Annotated in this window: 20 protein-coding genes, 1 tRNA gene and 1 pseudogene; 12 read left to right on the forward strand and 10 right to left on the reverse strand. The window is 59.0% G+C overall.

The genetic code is table 11. From position 1 onward, the window contains the following. The first annotated feature begins 1 nt into the window (after window position 1). The 4 genes from bamC to BT199_RS09490 all read left to right on the forward strand — a co-directional run bounded on the left by bamC (window position 2) and on the right by BT199_RS09490 (window position 2,794). Entirely contained in the window at window positions 2-1,117 is a 1,116-nt protein-coding gene (gene bamC, locus BT199_RS09475) for an outer membrane protein assembly factor BamC (RefSeq protein WP_014717369.1), read from the forward strand. A gap of 4 nt (window positions 1,118-1,121) precedes the next feature. Beyond that, complete coding sequence (locus BT199_RS09480; protein ID WP_014717370.1) at window positions 1,122-1,880, forward strand: MBL fold metallo-hydrolase; 759 nt, start codon at window positions 1,122-1,124, stop codon at window positions 1,878-1,880. A gap of 27 nt (window positions 1,881-1,907) precedes the next feature. Next, window positions 1,908-2,621: a phosphoribosylaminoimidazolesuccinocarboxamide synthase gene (purC, locus tag BT199_RS09485; protein WP_005786030.1), complete on the forward strand. Its 714-nt coding sequence runs from the start codon at window positions 1,908-1,910 to the stop codon at window positions 2,619-2,621. Between the two features lie 83 nt (window positions 2,622-2,704). After that, window positions 2,705-2,794: transfer RNA gene (locus tag BT199_RS09490), tRNA-Ser, on the forward strand. Between the two features lie 95 nt (window positions 2,795-2,889). Here the strand turns inward: BT199_RS09490 and BT199_RS09495 are convergent. Together BT199_RS09495 and BT199_RS09500 are read right to left on the reverse strand one after the other, a co-directional pair. After that, window positions 2,890-3,183: pseudogene (locus BT199_RS09495) on the reverse strand (type II toxin-antitoxin system RelE/ParE family toxin). Continuing rightward, a complete protein-coding gene (locus BT199_RS09500) occupies window positions 3,173-3,412 on the reverse strand; it encodes a type II toxin-antitoxin system RelB/DinJ family antitoxin (RefSeq protein ID WP_020301039.1) in 240 nt (79 codons plus the stop codon). Before BT199_RS09500 ends, BT199_RS09495 begins: the two are co-directional and overlap by 11 nt. A gap of 406 nt (window positions 3,413-3,818) precedes the next feature. Between BT199_RS09500 and BT199_RS09510 the strand changes: the two genes are divergently transcribed. Then, the gene (locus BT199_RS09510; protein ID WP_019818461.1) at window positions 3,819-4,073 is read left to right on the forward strand and encodes a DUF6124 family protein; all 255 of its coding nucleotides are present in this window, start codon (window positions 3,819-3,821) and stop codon (window positions 4,071-4,073) included. Between the two features lie 73 nt (window positions 4,074-4,146). Here the strand turns inward: BT199_RS09510 and BT199_RS09515 are convergent, their stop codons facing one another. From BT199_RS09515 to BT199_RS09530, 4 genes are all read right to left on the reverse strand, one after another. Continuing rightward, on the reverse strand, window positions 4,147-5,373 hold the full coding sequence (locus tag BT199_RS09515; protein ID WP_072434354.1) for an MFS transporter: 1,227 nt from the start codon (window positions 5,371-5,373) through the stop codon (window positions 4,147-4,149). Between the two features lie 245 nt (window positions 5,374-5,618). Further along, window positions 5,619-5,906 carry a NadS family protein gene (gene nadS, locus BT199_RS09520; RefSeq protein WP_072434355.1) on the reverse strand — a complete coding sequence of 96 codons (288 nt, stop codon included), beginning with the start codon at window positions 5,904-5,906 and terminating at the stop codon, window positions 5,619-5,621. 2 nt (window positions 5,907-5,908) lie between these two features. Continuing rightward, complete coding sequence (locus BT199_RS09525; RefSeq protein ID WP_032903171.1) at window positions 5,909-6,223, reverse strand: type II toxin-antitoxin system RelE/ParE family toxin; 315 nt, start codon at window positions 6,221-6,223, stop codon at window positions 5,909-5,911. Between the two features lie 106 nt (window positions 6,224-6,329). After that, window positions 6,330-7,271, reverse strand: a complete 942-nt coding sequence (locus tag BT199_RS09530) for a LysR family transcriptional regulator (RefSeq protein ID WP_014717448.1) — start codon at window positions 7,269-7,271, stop codon at window positions 6,330-6,332. Window positions 7,272-7,428: 157 nt separating this feature from the next. On the opposite strand from BT199_RS09530, the gene BT199_RS09535 reads away from it, so the two are divergent. The 3 genes from BT199_RS09535 to BT199_RS09545 all read left to right on the forward strand — a co-directional run bounded on the left by BT199_RS09535 (window position 7,429) and on the right by BT199_RS09545 (window position 11,107). Next, complete coding sequence (locus tag BT199_RS09535; RefSeq protein ID WP_014717449.1) at window positions 7,429-8,745, forward strand: MFS transporter; 1,317 nt, start codon at window positions 7,429-7,431, stop codon at window positions 8,743-8,745. Between the two features lie 11 nt (window positions 8,746-8,756). Then, window positions 8,757-9,989, forward strand: coding sequence for a Zn-dependent hydrolase (locus BT199_RS09540; protein WP_014717450.1), 1,233 nt, complete (start codon window positions 8,757-8,759; stop codon window positions 9,987-9,989). Window positions 9,990-10,054: 65 nt separating this feature from the next. Next, entirely contained in the window at window positions 10,055-11,107 is a 1,053-nt protein-coding gene (locus tag BT199_RS09545; protein WP_072434356.1) for a histone deacetylase family protein, read from the forward strand. A gap of 18 nt (window positions 11,108-11,125) precedes the next feature. On the opposite strand, the gene BT199_RS09550 is transcribed toward BT199_RS09545, so the two are convergent. Both BT199_RS09550 and BT199_RS09555 read right to left on the reverse strand, forming a co-directional pair. Beyond that, on the reverse strand, window positions 11,126-11,479 hold the full coding sequence (locus BT199_RS09550; protein ID WP_019818451.1) for a type II toxin-antitoxin system RelE/ParE family toxin: 354 nt from the start codon (window positions 11,477-11,479) through the stop codon (window positions 11,126-11,128). After that, entirely contained in the window at window positions 11,476-11,880 is a 405-nt protein-coding gene (locus BT199_RS09555; RefSeq protein WP_083535069.1) for a ribbon-helix-helix domain-containing protein, read from the reverse strand. Before BT199_RS09555 ends, BT199_RS09550 begins: the two co-directional genes overlap by 4 nt. A 210-nt stretch (window positions 11,881-12,090) precedes the next feature. On the opposite strand from BT199_RS09555, the gene BT199_RS09560 reads away from it, so the two are divergent. Further along, a complete protein-coding gene (locus BT199_RS09560) occupies window positions 12,091-12,993 on the forward strand; it encodes a LysR family transcriptional regulator (protein ID WP_020301045.1) in 903 nt (300 codons plus the stop codon). On the opposite strand, the gene BT199_RS09565 is transcribed toward BT199_RS09560, so the two are convergent. Then, complete coding sequence (locus tag BT199_RS09565) at window positions 12,985-13,743, reverse strand: substrate-binding domain-containing protein (RefSeq protein ID WP_072434357.1); 759 nt, start codon at window positions 13,741-13,743, stop codon at window positions 12,985-12,987. The genes BT199_RS09560 and BT199_RS09565 overlap by 9 nt on opposite strands. Then, window positions 13,740-15,047 carry an MFS transporter gene (locus tag BT199_RS09570; protein WP_014717456.1) on the reverse strand — a complete coding sequence of 436 codons (1,308 nt, stop codon included), beginning with the start codon at window positions 15,045-15,047 and terminating at the stop codon, window positions 13,740-13,742. Before BT199_RS09570 ends, BT199_RS09565 begins: the two co-directional genes overlap by 4 nt. Before the next feature lie 197 nt (window positions 15,048-15,244). On the opposite strand from BT199_RS09570, the gene BT199_RS27225 reads away from it, so the two are divergent. From BT199_RS27225 to BT199_RS09580, 3 genes are all read left to right on the forward strand, one after another. Next, window positions 15,245-15,391 (forward strand): hypothetical protein, encoded by a 147-nt coding sequence (locus BT199_RS27225; protein ID WP_014717457.1) that lies wholly within the window; start codon window positions 15,245-15,247, stop codon window positions 15,389-15,391. Between the two features lie 210 nt (window positions 15,392-15,601). Then, entirely contained in the window at window positions 15,602-16,324 is a 723-nt protein-coding gene (locus tag BT199_RS09575; RefSeq protein WP_014717458.1) for a GntR family transcriptional regulator, read from the forward strand. Beyond that, a complete protein-coding gene (locus BT199_RS09580) occupies window positions 16,321-17,109 on the forward strand; it encodes an SDR family oxidoreductase (protein ID WP_014717459.1) in 789 nt (262 codons plus the stop codon). The genes BT199_RS09575 and BT199_RS09580 overlap by 4 nt, the downstream gene beginning before the upstream one ends. Window positions 17,110-17,152: the final 43 nt, after the last annotated feature.

A 17,152-nucleotide genomic window follows, 5' to 3' on the forward strand; every position in this document is an offset into this window, starting at 1 on the left:
CATGAAGCGATTGGCCGGACTTTCCGCACTTGCCTTGATTATCTCCAGCACCAGTGGCTGCGGTTGGGTATGGGGCCCGGAAGGCTACTTCCGTGACCGCGGCAGCGATTACCTGGAAGCGCAAGCAACCAAACCGATGCAACTGCCGCCTGATGTCAATGTCGCCAAGCGCCTTGACCCGCTGCTGCCGATTCCACGCAACGTTGCCGACGACACGGTCAAGGGTGAGTACGTAGTGCCACGCCCACAGCCGATTATGTCCGTGGCCGATGCCAGCGACTACAGCCTGCAAAAAAGCGGCGACAATCGTTGGATCGTGGCTCAGCGTCCGCCTGCCGAGGTCTGGCCGGTGGCGGTGCAGTTCTTCCAGGACAACGGTTTTAGCATCGACCAGCAACGCCCGCAGACCGGTGAGTTCACCACCGCGTGGCAGCAAGGTCGCGAGCTGTCCGCCAACATGGCCCAGCGCCTGCTGGCGGGCGGTGTTGCCGCCGACAGCGAAGCTCGTGTGCGTGTGCGCATCGAGCCAGGCGTGCAGCGCAACACCAGCGAAGTCTATGTGGTCAGCGCCGAGCGTCCTGCAGGCAGCACAGCCAACGTCGATTTCACTCCACGTTCGGTCAACACGGGTGTTGACGCCGCGCTGGTCGACGAAATGCTCGCCAGCATGAGCCGTATTTCCGAGAAGGGCGGTTCCGTATCCTTGCTCGCCGCCCGTGATTACGACACCCCTAGCCGCGTCAGCCTCACCGAAGACGGCAGTGGCAACGTCGTGCTGAACCTGGGTGAAGACCTCGACCGTGCCTGGGCCAGTGTTGGCCGCGCGTTGGAGCAGGGCCCTTGGCGCGTTGAAGACATCAACCGCAGCCTGGGCCTGTACTACATCAACGTGGCTGAAAAGGCTGAGAAGAAGGACGACGAACCAGGTTTCTTCGGCAAATTGTTCGGCAGCGCGCCGACCAAGGAAGAGATCGAAACCCGTGCCGAGCGTTATCAGGTTCGTTTGAGCAAGGTGGGCGAAAGCGTGCAAGTCACCGTCGAGAAGAACATCAACACCGTCGCGCCAGCTGAAACAGCGCGCAAAGTGTTGGGCGTGATTCAAGACAACCTGGGCTGATCCGATGCGTTTTGCCGTTCTCGGCAGCGGTAGCCAAGGGAACGGTACGCTGGTCGCCCACGATGACACGTATGTGCTGGTCGATTGTGGTTTCTCGTTAAGAGAAACCGAGCGACGCCTGCTGCGCCTCGGTGTTCACCCGGCGCAGTTGAGCGCGATTCTAGTGACCCACGAACATGCCGACCACGTGCATGGCGTGGGTTTACTGTCTCGGCGCTACAATCTGCCGGTGTACATGAGCCGCGGCACGTTGCGCGGGATGCGCAAACCCATCGAGCCGGCAGGTTTTCTGGCTGGTGGCGAGCAACTGCAAATCGGTGCCCTGAGCATCAATGTCGTCGCGGTTGCCCACGATGCCCAGGAGCCGACGCAATACGTATTCAGTGACGGTGAGCGGCGCTTCGGTGTGCTCACCGACCTGGGTTCTTATTGCGCCAAGGTGCTGGAGGGTTACCGGGACCTCGATGCCTTGATGATCGAGTCCAACCACTGCCGAGACCTGCTGGCACGCGGTCATTACCCTTACTTTCTCAAGCAACGGGTGGGCGGCGAGCTGGGACATTTGAACAACCACCAGGCCGCATACCTGGTGTACGAGTTGGGCTGGCAAGACCTGCAACATCTGGTCCTGGCTCACCTCAGCAGCAAGAACAACCTGCCGACGCTTGCCCGGCAATGTTTTGTCGACACCCTAGGGTGCGACCCGGACTGGCTGCAACTGGCCGATCAAGATTCAGGGCTCGACTGGCGACACATCGCCTAGCCCACCTTACTCAAAGCGGAGCCCATCATGGAAAAACGTGAAGAACTCTACCGCGGCAAAGCCAAGTCGGTGTACAAGACCGACGACGCCAACCGCCTGATCCTGCTGTTTCGCAACGACACCTCGGCGTTCGACGGCAAGCGCATCGAACAACTGGATCGCAAAGGCATGGTGAACAACAAGTTCAACGCCTTCATCATGCAGAAGCTCGAAGCGGCCGGTATCCCGACCCAATTCGACAAACTGCTGGGCGACAACGAGTGCCTGGTCAAGAAGCTCGACATGATCCCGGTGGAATGCGTCGTGCGTAACTACGCCGCCGGCAGCCTGGTCAAGCGCTTGGGCGTGGAAGAGGGCCTCAAGCTCAACCCTTACACGTTCGAACTGTTCCTGAAGGACGACGCCAAGGGCGACCCGTTCATCAACGAATCCCACGTCGTGGCGTTCGGCTGGGGTACAGCTGAGCAACTGGCGCGCATGAAGGAGTTGTCCCTCAAGGTCAACGACGTGCTGACCAAGCTGTTCGACGACGCCGGCCTGTTGCTGGTGGACTTCAAGCTCGAATTCGGCGTATTCCACGACGGCTCCATCGTCCTGGGCGACGAATTCAGCCCGGACGGCTGCCGCCTGTGGGACAAGGACACCAAGAAGAAGATGGACAAAGACCGCTTCCGCCAAGGCCTCGGTGACGTGATCGAAGCCTACGAAGAAGTCGCCAATCGTCTCGGCGTACCGCTGTAATCGACGCAAGCATCTGATAGCACGGAAAAAAATCACCTTTGGGGTTTGCTTCCGCGAAACACACTGTTATGATGCGCGCCGTTGGAGAGATGCCAGAGTGGCCGAATGGGACGGATTCGAAATCCGTTGTACCTTCACCGGTACCTAGGGTTCGAATCCCTATCTCTCCGCCATTACATAGAAAAAGCCCCGCAGCTGAATAAGCTGCGGGGCTTTTTCATTTCCAGTCTTTATCAGCGACTGCTTCAGGGATATTTTCCAGTCCTGCCTAACGCTGATCAAGGCGCTCAGACGCTTTGCGATAAGCCTGATCACGCTCACGTTTATCAACGGCGACCACGAACACCGCAATTTCCTGATCGATCACTTGATACACCAGCCTGTACCCGCTACTACGCAGTTTGATCTTGTAGCAGTCAGGCAGGCGATGTAGGCGATTAGCCTCAATACGTGGGTTGTTCAGGATTTCGACCAGCTTCTTTTTGAGTTGCTGACGGAGGGTGTCACCGAGCTTTTGTCATTCTTTCAATGCACGCGCATCAAAATCAAGGCTATAGGTCATCCAAAGAAACCCTTACGCGTTGAGGCGATGCAAGACGCTCACGTACGGTCGCCATCAAGGCTTCATCCTCTTCAGTCATCAGCACAGGCTTAAATGGCAACTGGCCGCGCTCGGCAACATATTGCAACGCCTGGCGTATCAGTTCGGAAGGGGTGACACCAAGTTTCTCCAGCTCCAGGTAGGCGCGAGTTTTCAAGTCGTCATCGATACGAATGTTGATAGATGCCAAGGGATAGCTCCTTGTGTAATGACGTTGGTCATTACATTGGAGCAATCGGGTTTCATTGGCAAGTTTGTCTGGACATACGGCAGTCGCTCTCATCTGTTGATCCTACTTTTTGGCCGTCGGCTTTGCCGGGCGCTTTTTATCGGTTTCTTTCACCGTTTCCCTTGGTCTTTTCTTCGCCTCTTGCTCGGTTACGTATTCACCTGTGACCGCATCGCGATATCTCGTTGGCATATCAGCACCCTTGACAGTATGTCGCCACGGCGGCGACTTTTTGAGACTAGCTCGCAGGCTTATGCACACAAGGTTCCCGGTGGAGATTCTGGTTACCAAGCTTTGCCGAAACAGGTGCTTACGTTGTGCAGGTTCGGCAGTTTTCGTGCAGGGTTGCGTTGGCTGGGGTTACATCATGAATAAGATCACCGCTGATTCTACCGAAGGGCATGCACGCAAAATCTTTTGCGTAGCCGATGATGTCGGCACCGAAGAAACCCTTATAAACGCCACCGAAACCCTCTCATCCGCCCTTCAATCCGCCTACCAATGCGCCGAAGATCCAGTCAGCACGCAGTCGCCCGTGATCATGGCCCTGGCTCAATTGATCGAGAACGCGCAAGCCTTGGTGGATGCTGTCCTTGAGCGTGATTTCCCCACGGCCAAATAAATACCTGCTCCCTGAAACGAAAAAAGCCTGCAGAGCTCAATGCTCAGCAGGCTTTTTTGCGCCTACAACCCGGTCAGGCTGGCTGCGCCACCAGGCTATTACTCACCTTGCGTCCCAACACCAGCACGGTCACAAATCCGAAACCCACCAACACCGTGGCCAGGCTCAACAACACCGAGCTGCCCATCTGGTCGACGATCCGCCCGCCAAAGAACGAGCCCAGGGCAATGATCACCTGAAACAGCGCCACAAACAGCGGCATGCCGCGTTCTACATCCTTGGGCGCCACGACGAACATCCAGATGCTCGCGCAGGCCGGGAAAGCCCCGAAGGCGAAGCCCCACAGGGCGATCAGCATCGCCGCGCCGGTCATGCCGGTGGCGAAGTAGGGGAACAGCGCGGTGCTGGTGCCGATCATCAGTGCGACCAGCAACAGGGTGTTGCGTACGCTGCGGTTGGCGGCAAAGCCGGCGAAGATATTGCCCAGCACCCCAGCCACGCCATACAGCAACAACAGCGAGCCAATCGTCGGTCCGTCGAAGCCGGAGCTGTGTTTAAAGAACGGTGCGACATAGGTGTATGCGGCAAAGTGTGCGAGACCGATCAGCAGCACGGCGATCAACCCGACCCGTGCTTGTGGGTTGATAAACAAAGCCGGCAGGTCACGGATCTGAATGGCTTTCTCCGGGGTGAGTCGCGGCAGCAGGAAGATCTGCGCCAGCAGTACCGGAATGCCCACCAACGCCGTGACCAGGAAGGTCATGCGCCAGCCCATCAGGCCGCTGAGCCATGTACCTACCGGCACGCCCAACACGGTGGCCAGGGTTACGCCCATCATGATGATCGAGGTGGCTTTCGCAACCCCCACGCCTTTGGGCGCCAGCCGCCCGCTGAGGGCAATGGCGGTGGCCCAGAAGCCGCCGATGCTGATGCCGAGCAATACGCGGCCGAACAGCAGCAGGCTGAAATCGGTGGCAAAGGCCACCACCGAGTTGGCGATGATCATCACCAGTGTCAGGCCAATCAGCAGGTAGCGACGGTCCATGGCGCCAATGCTGACCGACAGAAACGGCGCGGCGAGGGCGGCCATGATGCCGGGTAATGTGACCATCAATCCGGCGTGACCGGCACTGATACCCAGGTCGCTGGCGACATCGTTGAGTACGCCCACCGGCAGGAATTCACTGGTCACCAGGGCAAAGGCACCCACGGCGACCGAAAGAATCGCCAGCCACTGCTGTTTGACGCTTTGTTGATTATGTTCGGGAAGGCCGTTAGAGGCCTGGCTCGCGCTTGGCATGGTGTGGGATTCCAAGGTGAAAGTCGCCTGAGGTCAGACGCAGGAGAGGGAAGCTGGGGGCGATTATAGGAATCAGTGTTGGCAATCGAGCAGGCGCTCGTTTCGATAGTAATCATCAGTGCTATCGATGTGAGGTTTTTGAAGAGTCCTCACTCAGCATCACAAACGAAAAAGCCCGAAGTTGAGTCAGCTCCGAGCTTTTCCGGTTATGACGATGTTTAAGGTGCAGGGGGGGGAGTTTTATTTTAGCTAGCCAGCGCGTTCAGTACATGTACCGGGTCGTTATGGATAGCTTTCAACAACGCCTTTGCCGGCCCAGTAGGTTCGCGACGACCCTGCTCCCAGTTGCGCAACGTACCGAGCTGAACGTCAATCAGCGCTGCGAATTTAGCCTGGGTCAGCCCTGTTGCCTTACGGATCTCTTTAACTCGTATTGAGTCGACATGAAATTCACGGGATGGCTCCCGTTCTCCGCGCAGGATCTCGTTCATCTCTTGAACGCTTTCCATCAATTCATCAAAAAGTCGGCTCATAGCTATCTCCAGTGCTCAATCGCAGCCTTCAGTGACTTGCGTTCGTCGGCGCTCAAGTCCTGCTGTTCATTTTTGGGATAGATCATCAGTAAAACAATCTGTGATGCCGAGGCGAAGTGGTAATAGATCACACGTGCCCCGCCTCGTTTACCATGGCTCTTGGCTGCTACTCGTATTTTGCGGATACCGCCCGTACCCTCAATCACATCGCCTGCAGCGGGATTCACTACAAGCACGTTCTGAAAGGCCGTGTAGGCATCTTCGTCGATCAATTCTTTAACGCGACGTGTGAAGACCGATGTCTCAATGAAAATCATCGCTAATGTACGCCATTGGCTTAGTTCGCTGCAATCCTAGCCGTGCGCGCTTCGGTGCGCATCCGGTGAGTTGTAACTGCTTTTTGGCGCACTCGGATGCGGCCAATTATGTTCTGGCCAACCGCTCCAAAAGGCACTCAATAAACACCCCCTCCGCCCGACTCATCTTCTGCTCCCGGTTCCAAAGCACGTGAATATCCACATCCGCAATGCCCTCATCCGGCGGCAGCCGCCAGAGCAGCCCGTTCTGCACATCTTCGGCCACTACATGCACCGGCAGGCATCCCAGGCCATACCCGGCAATCACCAGGCGCCGCACTTCTTCCAGACTGGATGACGACGCCACAATCCGCCCGCCGAACCCTTGCTGATCACGGAAAATAGTCAGCGGCGAGAGCATCCCGCCAATCTGGTCGCTGGTAAAGCTCACGAAATTTTCCGATTGCAGATCCCCTTCGACCAAACCTGTACGTCCGAACAATGGGTGGTGTTTCCCACAAAAAAATGCATAACGCTGACGCAGAAACAGATGCTGTTCCAGGCGCGGTTGTGGCCGGCGGTTGAGGCTGAGCCCCAGGGTCGCGGTTTTTTCCAGCAGGGCGGCAACGATGTCGGAGCTGCGCATCACTTCGACCTCCAGGTCTACCCGTGGGTGCTCGCGATGAAAGCCTGCGAGAAAGTCATCGAAAGTGTCGGAATTAATCCGGCTGATCATCAGCAAGCGCACTTTGCCGATCACTTCATCACCCGGCTTTTGCAGGGCGTTGCTCATCTGCGAAACCTGGCCGTACATCTCCCCGGCAATGGCGAAGATCTGTTCACCCGCCTCGGTGAGTACGAAGCGCGGGCCACGGCGCAGGATGAGCTGGCAATCCAGCTGTTCTTCCAGGCGCTTGAGCGCCTGGCTGATCGCCGGTTGCGTCAGATGCAGGCGGGCAGCAGCGCGGCTGATGCTCAGTTCCTGGCCGATCACGCGGAAGGTGCGCAGCAGGTTCCAGTCCAGGCGGTCGTTGAGCAGGGGGTGAATATCGCGGCGGGATTCGGGCATGGCATCCCTCGATAATAAGCAGTTTTTATAATTAAGATAATAAATAGAAAATTGACTAATCATAGCCCCAGGCCGAAAAATCGGGCTTAACGAGCGCCACCAGAGCGCACTGGTTTGATCTTCTCCTGCCAAAAAAATAACCAAAGGAGCCAGCCCCATGAAGCCTTCCGCTTCGCCGCAGCCTCGCCGTGCCGCGGCCGCCGCCTTTATCGGCACCATGATCGAGTGGTACGACTTTTACATCTATGCCACCGCCGCCGCGCTGGTGTTCGGTCAGCTGTTCTTCCCTTCCGACGATAAACTGTTCAGCACCATGGCCGCCTTCGGCACCTTCGCCGTGGGCTTTTTCGCACGGCCGTTGGGCGGCATCGTGTTTGGCCATATCGGCGACCGCATCGGGCGCAAGAAGTCCCTGGTGATTACCCTCGTGATGATGGGCGTGGTGACGGTGTGCATCGGCCTGTTACCGACCTATGCGCAGATCGGCGCTGCCGCGCCAGTGCTGCTGATCCTGTTGCGAGTGGTGCAGGGCATTGCGGTCGGCGGCGAGTGGGGTGGGGCGGTGTTGATGGCCGGGGAACATGCGCCAAAGGGGCGACGTAACTTCTTTGCATCTTTCGCGCAGTTGGGCAGCCCGGCCGGTTTGATTCTGTCCTTGCTGGCATTCAGCGCCGTCACTCGTCTGCCGGAAGAAGACCTGCTCAGTTGGGGCTGGCGCCTGCCGTTCCTGGCCAGCGCCTTACTGCTAGTGGTCGGCCTGGCGATTCGCCTGGGTGTGAACGAGTCGCCGGAGTTCCTTGAAGACAAGGCCCTGGCGGAAAAGGCCCGTGCTATTAAAAAGGACCAAGCCCCCGTCCTGGAAGTGCTGAAGACCGCTTGGCGCCCGCTATTGCTGTGCATTGGCGCCAATACGTTGGGGATTGCCGGCGTGTATTTCACTAACACCTTCATGATTGCCTACAGCACTCAGCAATTGGACCTACCGCGATCGCTGATCCTGGAATGCCTGTTCTTCGTTGCCATTATCCAGTTCTGCGTTCAGCCATTGGCCGCCTGGGTGGCGGAGAAGGTCGGCGCTACGCGGTTCCTGTGCGCCATGTGTGTACTGGCAATGGCTTCGCCGTATCCGATGTTCGTCTTGGTCAGCAGCGGCCAGGCGCCCTTGATCATCCTCGGCATTGCCTTGGCGGTGGTGTGCATGGCGTCGTTCTACGCCGTCATCGCAGGTTTTGTCAGCGGCCTGTTTGAAACCCGTGTGCGCTACACCGCGATTTCCCTCGCCTACCAGGTATGCGGCGCGTTGGCCGGTGGTTTGACGCCGCTGATCGGCACCTGGCTGGCTCATCAATACCTTGGCCAATGGTGGCCGATGGCAGTGTTTTACAGCGTGATCGCGGCGGTCTCGTTGGTGTGCGTGCTGGCCTTGTCCCGCCGCCACGCCACGGCTCACCGCCTGGAAATGGCACACAGTTGAGGGAGTCAGTAATGTTGAAGATTAATGGCGAGCGCCTGTGGCATAGCCTGATGGACATGGCCGAGATCGGCGCGACGGCACGCGGTGGCAGCTGCCGTCTGGCATTGAGCGCTGAAGACAAGGCCGGTCGTGAGCTGTTCAGCCACTGGTGTACAGCCGCTGGCCTGACGTTGAGCGTGGACGCTATTGGCAACCTGTTCGCCCGCCGCGGCGGCACCGATAAGGACGCAGCCCCTGTGATGATGGGCAGCCACCTGGATACCCAGCCCGAAGGTGGACGCTTCGATGGGGTGTACGGCGTGTTGGCTGGCCTGGAGGTGATCCGCAGCCTTGACGACCACGGCATCCAGACACGCAAGCCATTGGAAATTGCAGTGTGGACCAACGAGGAGGGCGCCCGTTTCACCCCGGCCATGCTGGGCTCGGCGGTGTTCACCGGCACGCTCGCCCTGGACAAGGCACTGGCAACCGCCGATGTAGACGGTATCAGCGTGAACGAGGCGTTGCGCACCATCGGCTACAACGGTGAGCGCCCGTTGGGTGGCGCAGTAGATGCGTATTTCGAGGCGCATATCGAGCAAGGCCCGATCCTGGAAGACAACGCCAACAGCATCGGCGTAGTCACCGGTGGTCAAGCGATTCGCTGGCTCGATGTGCGGGTCGAAGGCATGGCCGCGCACGCTGGCACCACGCCGATGCCGTTGCGCAAAGATGCGCTGTACGGCGCGGCGAAAATGATCCAGGCCCTGGAAAACCTCGCTGCCGATTTTGCCCCGCAGGGCCTCACCACTGTGGGTGAACTGAGCATCGCCAAGTCGTCGCGCAACACCATTCCCGGCTTGCTCAATTTTACCGTCGACCTGCGCCATCACCGCGACGCCGACATCGACGCCATGGAGCAGCAAGTGCGTGCACGCCTGCAGGCTATCGCTGACCACCGTGGCCTGAGCGTCACCATCACGCCTCACTGGATCAGCCCGGCCACGCCGTTCGACGCCGAGTGCGTGGCTTGCGTGCAGGCTGCGGTGGACGGCTTGGGCTACAGCCAGCAGACCATCGTCAGCGGTGCCGGCCACGATGCGATTCACCTGGCGCGCTATTGTCCCACCGCCATGATCTTCATCCCCTGCGTTGGCGGCCTCAGCCACAACGAAGCCGAAGATGTCTTGCCCGACGATGTGCGCCAGGGCACCGATGTATTGCTCAACGCCGTCTTGAAACGCGCCGGGCGCGTTCATGTCTGAAGGCTGACGCCATGCCCATAGGCAAGTCAGCTCCCACAGGTTTTGTGTTTATCCAGGAGCAACTCATGAAGGCGTTTTTCCACCCCGAACAACTCCTGCATCACCCACGTAGTTACTACTCCCGCGGCCAGATGCGCACGCCCCAGGAGGTTCCCGAGCGCGCGCGCAACCTGTTGCTGGCTGCGCAAACCCTGGGCTTCGATATCCAGCAACCGGCCGACTACGGTCTGGATCCGTTGCTCGCCGTGCACGGCGGCGACTACCTGGCTTTTCTTCAAGAAGCTCACCAGCGCTGGAGAGAAATCCCCGAAGACTGGGGCGACGAAGTCATGTCCAACATCTTCGTGCGTGAACCCAATGCCTTGCGCGGCATCCTGGCCCAGGCGGCACGCTACCTGGCCGATGGCAGTTGCCCCATCGGTGAGTTGACCTGGCGCTCGGCTTATTGGTCAGCCCAAAGCGCCATCGCCGCAGCGGGAGACATCCTCGATGGCGCCCCTGCCGCCTACGCCTTGTGCCGGCCCCCGGGCCATCACGCCCGCTTCGACGCGGCCGGTGGCTTCTGTTACATCAACAATGCGGCCGTGGCTGCGCAAGCACTGCGCCAAGGTTTCCAGCGTGTCGCCGTGCTCGATACCGATATGCATCACGGCCAAGGCATCCAGGAAATTTTCTACGACCGCGACGACGTGCTGTATGTGTCGATCCACGGCGACCCGACCAACTTCTATCCTGGCGTGGCAGGCTTTGCCGAGGAAAAAGGCGGTGGCGCCGGCGAGGGGTATAACCTCAACCTGCCGATGCCCCATGGTGCCAGCGAAGCGGTGTTCTTCGAAAAGCTGGAGCAGGCCCTGGCAGCGGTGAAGGACTTTTCGGCGGATGTGCTGGTGTTGTCACTGGGCTTCGATATCTACGAGCTGGACCCACAAAGCAAAGTCGCGGTGACGCGGGAAGGCTTTGCGCGGTTGGGAGCCCGCATCCGCGCGCTGGGGTTACCCTGCGTGATCGTGCAGGAAGGCGGGTATCACTTGGAAACGTTGGACAGTAATGCCCAGGCGTTTTTCGGTGCACCAACGGCGTGGAACGCGCTATCAGGCCCTTCACTAAAGGGTGATTGAACGCTAAAAGCCTGCTGATCAGTTTTCAGCAGGCTTTTCAGCCCTTGTCGGGTGTTCGTTCTCATCTGCATGCAACAACGCCGTGTAGTCTTGCCCGCCGTAAAACACCCCCACTATCGATACCGTTTTGAAGTCAGGCTTCACCCTGAACGCAATAATGGTGCTGCTACGATAGTGAGTGATGCGCAAGTCTTTCAGCAGGTTGTCACGGTGCATGCCGCGCAAGGGAAACAGGGCAAGGCTTTCGCAGTAGCTGACAAGATTGTCGATAAAACGCACCGCTACAAGAGGGGAGCCCACATCGCTGATGTAGTCTTCGAGGGCATCGAGCTGCGCCAAGACCTCGGGCGAAAAAACTACCGAGTAGCTCACGCTTGCCCTGTGCCTTTGCCCCGTCGTCTGGCGGCCATATGTTCGCGGACCTGTTCTGGCGATAACCCAAGCTCAGGCTTCGCCTCAAGGGCGGTCGCTGCTGGGATGACTTCGTCTCTGAGCCAATCTTCCATGGCACGATCACGCGCCAGCAACGCCCGCAGGCCATCGCGAATCACTTCACTTTCGCTGGCATATTCGCCAGCAGCCACCTTGGCTTTGACCGTGGCAGCCATTTCAAGGGGCAAGGTGATGCTCATTTGCTGGGTTGAGCGCATGGGGTTATCCGCCAGGGTTGAGTAGGATTCAATCCTACTCGACCATTGGCGCGATGCAAGAAGCAACTGATCGATGCCGATGCCCGGCGCCTCGTCGTCCATCCAGAAGGGGTAGGTTTCCATGAGTTGCTACGTCTCCAGTTGTGTAGGTCAGGCCCCAAGTATTGACCCGTTTTGGCGATCGCGTGGCCGCAGGCGGCCGATAACTTGCTGATATGTATGACTTCATATGTGTAACAGGATGATCTCGGCAAACCGTCTCGGCATACATGGCGTCCCACCGGCTCCCATACGATAATGCTTGTCACCTCGACCACCTTTGGCCAGCCTCCCGTGATCATCAACTTCGACCTCAACGACCTCCAAGCCTTCCGCGCCGTGGTGGACAAGGGCAGTTTTCGTGGCGCTGCCGAGGCCATCCGTATCTCGCAACCGGCCCTCAGCCGGCGTATCGAAAAGCTCGAATCCGCGCTGGATGTAAAGCTGTTCGAACGCACCACGCGGCGGGTCAGCCTGACCATGGTCGGGCGTGCGTTTTTGCCCCAGGTGGAGCGAATGCTCGATGATCTGGACATCGCCTTGATGGGCATCAGCAACGTCGCGTCCACACGCATGGGCAACGTCACCATCGCCTGCGTGCCGTCTACCGCGTACTACTTCATGCCCCACGTGATCTCCGAATTCCATAAGCTGTACCCGAAGATTCGCCTGCGGGTGTTGGATGCCAGTGCCGGCGAGGTGTGCAATGCGGTGGCCAGCGGCGAGGCGGACTTTGGTGTGAGTTTCAGCGGCAGCCTGGCCGATGAGGTGGAATTCGAGTTGCTGTTGCAGGAGCGCTATGTGTTGGCGTGTCGGCGTGACCACCCGTTGGCTGAGCGTGACAGCGTGAGCTGGACCGAGGCCTATGAGCATGACTACATCGAGGTGGATAAGACGTCGGGCAACCGCTTCCTGCTCGACCAGGCCCTGCGAGGGGTGCGGGTGAAAAAGCCGAGTATCTGCGAGACGCACCACGTGACCACGATGATCGGGCTGGTGGAGGCAGGGTTGGGCGTAGCGATGGTGCCGTCGATTGCGATGCCGGCGCACACTCACCCGATTCTGGTCAGTGTGCCGCTGGTGGAGCCCCAGGTGCTGCGCAATGTGGGCTTGATCAAGCGCCGCGGGCGGACATTGCCACCGGCGGCGCTGGAGTTGGAGCGGTTGGTGCGGGAGATGCCGTTCCGGTCAGCGTGACACCGAGTCCAGGCCGGTGGATTGCACCTCTGGCTGGGCCTCGGGCGATGCCATGAACTGCAACAGCGCCTTGGCCTGCTCCGGGTGTTCGGCGTTCACCGGAATGCCCGCGGCAAAGCGCGTCACCGACTGCACGTCTTCCGGGATCTTGCCCACAAACGTTACACCCTTGACTGGCAACAGCTCCGCCACTTGTTGCAAGCCGACCTCGTAATCGCCCTTGGCCACCTGCTCGCCCACCGGCACGCGTTCGATCATGGTGCCCTTGGCCGGCATGCCGAGTTTCTTGAACAATTGCTTCTCGACATACACGCCGCTGGCGCTATCCGAATAGGCCACCGACTTGGCTTGGTTCAGCACAGCCTTGAGCTCGGCGTCGGTATTGATCGAAGGTTTGGCCGCACCTTCCTTCACCACCAGGCCGATCCGCGAGTCCGCCAATTCCACGCGGGAGGCGGGGTCGACTTTGCCTTGTTTGATCAATTCGTCCAGGGCATAGCCGACCATGATCACCACATCGGCGTGCTCGCCACGGGCCAGGCGGTTGGGAATCGCTTCCGGCGCCTTGCCCATGGACGGGCCAAGAATGGTCTCGAGGGTGTCACCACTTTGCTTGGCGTATTGCGGGCCGAGCAACTTATACGCGGCGGTGAAGCCGCCCGAGGTCATGACTTTGAGTTGCTCAGCCTGGGCGGCCAGCGCCAGGGTGCCGAGGACGACAGCGGTGAGGGTCTTGAACAGCGGCTTCATTGCGCGGCCTCCTGCAGGACTTGGCCACGGGTATTGGCGCGGCGATACAACGCCAGGGTCGAACACAATGCACACAGCGCGGCAAAGATCATCCAATACGCAGGTGAAGCCTTGTCTTCAGTGATGTGAATGAACCAGGTGGAGATCGCCGGGGTAAAGCCACCGAACACTGCTGTCGCCAGGCTGTAGGCCAGGGAAAAACCCGCCACACGCACTTCCACCGGCATGATTTCAGTCAACGCCGGGATCATCGCGCCGTTATACATGCCATACAGGAACGAGAACCACAGCAGGGTTTCCAGCATGTGCGCAAAGCTTGGTGCGTTGACCACGTAGGACAATGCCGGATAAGCCGTAAGGACAGTCAGCACTGTCATGGCAATCAGCACCGGTTTGCGGCCGAAGCGGTCGCTTAACGTGCCGCCGATTGGCAGCCAGAAGAAGTTCGAAATCGCGACCAGCAAGGTCACCAGCAGGGCGTCCGAGGTGCTCAGGTGCAACACGGTTTTGCCGAAGGTCGGTGCGTACACAGTGATCAGGTAGAACGCGGTGGTGGTCATGGCCACCATCAGCATGCCGCCGATGACCACGGTCCAGTTCTTCACCAGGGTCGCCATCACTTCACGCATGGTCGGGCGATGCTTGCGGTTGGCGAACTCTTCGGTTTCCTGCAGGTTGCGACGCAACACGAAGATAAACGGAATGATCACGCAACCGACGGCAAACGGAATACGCCAGCCCCAATCGGCCACCACCGCAGGTTCCATCCACACGTTCAGGCCATAACCCAGGGCCGCGGCGACGACGATGGAGATCTGTTGGCTGCCCGACTGCCAGCTGGTGTAGAAGCCTTTACGGCCCGGCGTAGCCATTTCGGACAGGTACACCGACACGCCACCCAGCTCCGCGCCGGCCGAGAAGCCTTGCAGGAGGCGCCCCAACAGCACCAGAAACGGTGCCCATAGGCCGATGGTCTGATAACTCGGCACCAGCACGATCAGTAGCGTACCGCTGGCCATGATCGACAAGGTCACGATCAAGCCTTTGCGACGGCCCACGTCATCGATGTAGGCACCCAGAATAATCGCGCCCAATGGACGCATCAGGAAGCCAGCGCCGAACACGGCGAAGGTCATCATTAATGACGCAAACTCATTAGCGGCCGGGAAGAACGCGGCAGCGATATAGGTGGCATAGAAACCGAACAGAAAGAAGTCGAACTGTTCGAGGAAGTTGCCCGAAGTAACGCGCAATACAGCGCCTACTTTGGAGGGGGCAGCCGCAGGCCGGGAAGGGGTCGTCATGGTTTTGTGTCTCCAGCGTTCTTTTTAAAGTGCTTGTTTCGCTTAAGACTTGGGATAGTGGCTGACACATTTAGAAATGATAAGTGACTAATTTGGATGAATTGATGCGTATTTGCTATCAATCTGGGCCGGCTTCAAAACAGCCTGCTGTGTTCTATGCTTGAAGCTGTATCCAATTCTTATGGGCGCAGAGCTTTATGGGGAACGAACAGAAGCAGCACCACGAGCCGGAGCGTGAAGAGCATCGGCAGAAGCCTGAAGAAGAAAAGCCGCAAACCTGGAAGCATCCGGACGACGGCACCGAGCTTTCCGAGCGTGACCAGGAGCGTCCGCTCAAACCCTGAGTAACAGGTCAAACGCGGTCAAATTGTGGGAGCGGGCTTGCCCGCGATGGCGGTGTGTCAGTCAACCAATGTGTGACTGACCCACTGCATCGCGGCCAGGCCCGCTCCCACATGTCTATGTGCTCACGCTCATTGGCGGGAAATCATTTGACATATTTGATTTGTGATCACATATTGAGGCCATAACAACCACAACACAGGTTTTGCCTCATGACCGATGGTCCGCTCCTCCTGCCCACCTTGCGTCAGGTGTCCCGCGATACCTTGCAAGACCAGGTCTACCGCCAGATCCGCGAAGCGCTGATGAGTGGCCGTTTCCAGCCTGGCCAGAAACTCACCATCCGTGGCCTCGCCGAAGCGCTCGGCTCCAGCCCCATGCCGGTACGTGAAGCGTTGCAACGCCTGAGCGCCGAAAACGCCTTTGAAGTCACCGAAACTTCCCGCCTGCGAGTGCGTTTGATGACCGCCGAACGCTTGCGTGAAATTCGCGACACGCGGGTAGCCCTTGAAGGCTTGCTGGCGGAAAAAGCCGTGCTGCTCCTGCAAAAACACGACCTCGACGAAATCACCGATCTGTGCAACCAGATGCAACACGCCGCCGATGAGGTCGACGTATCCCGCTACCTGTGGACCAACTTCGCCTTTCACCGTCGCATTTATGCAGTGGCCCAGGCCGAATTGACCATGGCAGCGGTGGAGAATTTCTGGCTGCACATGGGGCCGTGTTTTGCCCTGGTCGCCCCCGATAAAGCCCACCTGCAACGTTCGATGGAAGCGCATACGCGCATCGTTGAAGCCCTGGCTGCCCGCGATGGCGCCGGCGCGCGGGCAGCGGTGACCGACGACATCATGCAGGCCGCCGATTCCCTGGCGCGCTTGCTCGTCAAAAACGACCGTGCGCGGTCGTCTGTATCAGGAGGTAAACGTGCATGAGTGTCCTACAACGGCTACAGCCTTATCCTGGGTTACGTGTGTTGATTTCCGGCGGGGCTGCCGGCATTGGTGAAGTGTTGGCCGCGGCCTATATGGAAGCCGGCGCCCAAGTGCATGTGTGTGATGTGAGCGAGCCGGCGCTGGCGGCGTTTCGGGATAAATACCCTGGCAGCGTCGCGACCCGCGCCGATGTCAGCGATGCCGCGCAGGTCGAGGCGGTATTCAAGGTGCAGCGCGAGCAGTTCGGCGGTTTGGACGTGTTGGTCAACAATGCCGGAATTGCGGGGCCTACGGGAGGTATCGACACCATCAGCGACGCCGAGTGGCAAGCCACCATCAACATCAATCTCACGGCCCAATACCGCTTTGCCCACCACGCAGTACCGCTGCTCAAGGAATCGTCCCACGGCCATTTGCTGCATATCGCCTCGGTGGCGGGGCGGCTAGGCTACGCGTGGCGTACGCCCTATGCGGCGACCAAATGGGCCATTGTCGGCCTGATGAAATCCTTGGCTTCGGAGTTGGGCGAGAGCGACATCCGCGTCAACGCCTTGCTGCCCGGCATTGTCGAAGGCCCGCGCATGGACGGTGTGATCCGCGCCCGCGCTGAGCAACTCGGCGTGCCCGAAGCTCAGATGCGCCAGGAATACCTCAACAAGATCTCCCTCAAGCGCATGGTCACCGCCGAAGACGTGGCTGCCATGGCCTTGTTCCTCTGTTCGCCCGCCGCACGCAACGTGACCGGCCAGGCGATCAGTGTCGACGGTAACGTCGAGTACCTGTAAGCCACGCAAGCACATATCGCGCTGCACCCAGGATTTTTTTCAT

The sequence above is a fragment of the Pseudomonas sp. NFR02 genome (assembly GCF_900119375.1).
Taxonomy (GTDB): domain Bacteria; phylum Pseudomonadota; class Gammaproteobacteria; order Pseudomonadales; family Pseudomonadaceae; genus Aquipseudomonas; species Aquipseudomonas paracarnis.

Excerpts from the sequence above, each read along its gene's own strand:
- bamC (WP_014717369.1), top strand. The coding sequence starts at position 2 with ATGAAGCGATTGGCCGGACTTTCCGCACTTGCCTTGATTATCTCCAGC.
- BT199_RS09480 (WP_014717370.1), top strand. The coding sequence starts at position 1,122 with ATGCGTTTTGCCGTTCTCGGCAGCGGTAGCCAAGGGAACGGTACGCTG.
- purC (WP_005786030.1), top strand. The coding sequence starts at position 1,908 with ATGGAAAAACGTGAAGAACTCTACCGCGGCAAAGCCAAGTCGGTGTAC.
- BT199_RS09510 (WP_019818461.1), top strand. The coding sequence starts at position 3,819 with ATGAATAAGATCACCGCTGATTCTACCGAAGGGCATGCACGCAAAATC.
- BT199_RS09515 (WP_072434354.1), bottom strand. The coding sequence starts at position 5,373 with ATGCCAAGCGCGAGCCAGGCCTCTAACGGCCTTCCCGAACATAATCAA.
- nadS (WP_072434355.1), bottom strand. The coding sequence starts at position 5,906 with ATGAGCCGACTTTTTGATGAATTGATGGAAAGCGTTCAAGAGATGAAC.
- BT199_RS09525 (WP_032903171.1), bottom strand. The coding sequence starts at position 6,223 with ATGATTTTCATTGAGACATCGGTCTTCACACGTCGCGTTAAAGAATTG.
- BT199_RS09530 (WP_014717448.1), bottom strand. The coding sequence starts at position 7,271 with ATGCCCGAATCCCGCCGCGATATTCACCCCCTGCTCAACGACCGCCTG.
- BT199_RS09535 (WP_014717449.1), top strand. The coding sequence starts at position 7,429 with ATGAAGCCTTCCGCTTCGCCGCAGCCTCGCCGTGCCGCGGCCGCCGCC.
- BT199_RS09540 (WP_014717450.1), top strand. The coding sequence starts at position 8,757 with ATGTTGAAGATTAATGGCGAGCGCCTGTGGCATAGCCTGATGGACATG.
- BT199_RS09545 (WP_072434356.1), top strand. The coding sequence starts at position 10,055 with ATGAAGGCGTTTTTCCACCCCGAACAACTCCTGCATCACCCACGTAGT.
- BT199_RS09555 (WP_083535069.1), bottom strand. The coding sequence starts at position 11,880 with ATGGAAACCTACCCCTTCTGGATGGACGACGAGGCGCCGGGCATCGGC.
- BT199_RS09565 (WP_072434357.1), bottom strand. The coding sequence starts at position 13,743 with ATGAAGCCGCTGTTCAAGACCCTCACCGCTGTCGTCCTCGGCACCCTG.
- BT199_RS09570 (WP_014717456.1), bottom strand. The coding sequence starts at position 15,047 with ATGACGACCCCTTCCCGGCCTGCGGCTGCCCCCTCCAAAGTAGGCGCT.
- BT199_RS27225 (WP_014717457.1), top strand. The coding sequence starts at position 15,245 with ATGGGGAACGAACAGAAGCAGCACCACGAGCCGGAGCGTGAAGAGCAT.
- BT199_RS09575 (WP_014717458.1), top strand. The coding sequence starts at position 15,602 with ATGACCGATGGTCCGCTCCTCCTGCCCACCTTGCGTCAGGTGTCCCGC.
- BT199_RS09580 (WP_014717459.1), top strand. The coding sequence starts at position 16,321 with ATGAGTGTCCTACAACGGCTACAGCCTTATCCTGGGTTACGTGTGTTG.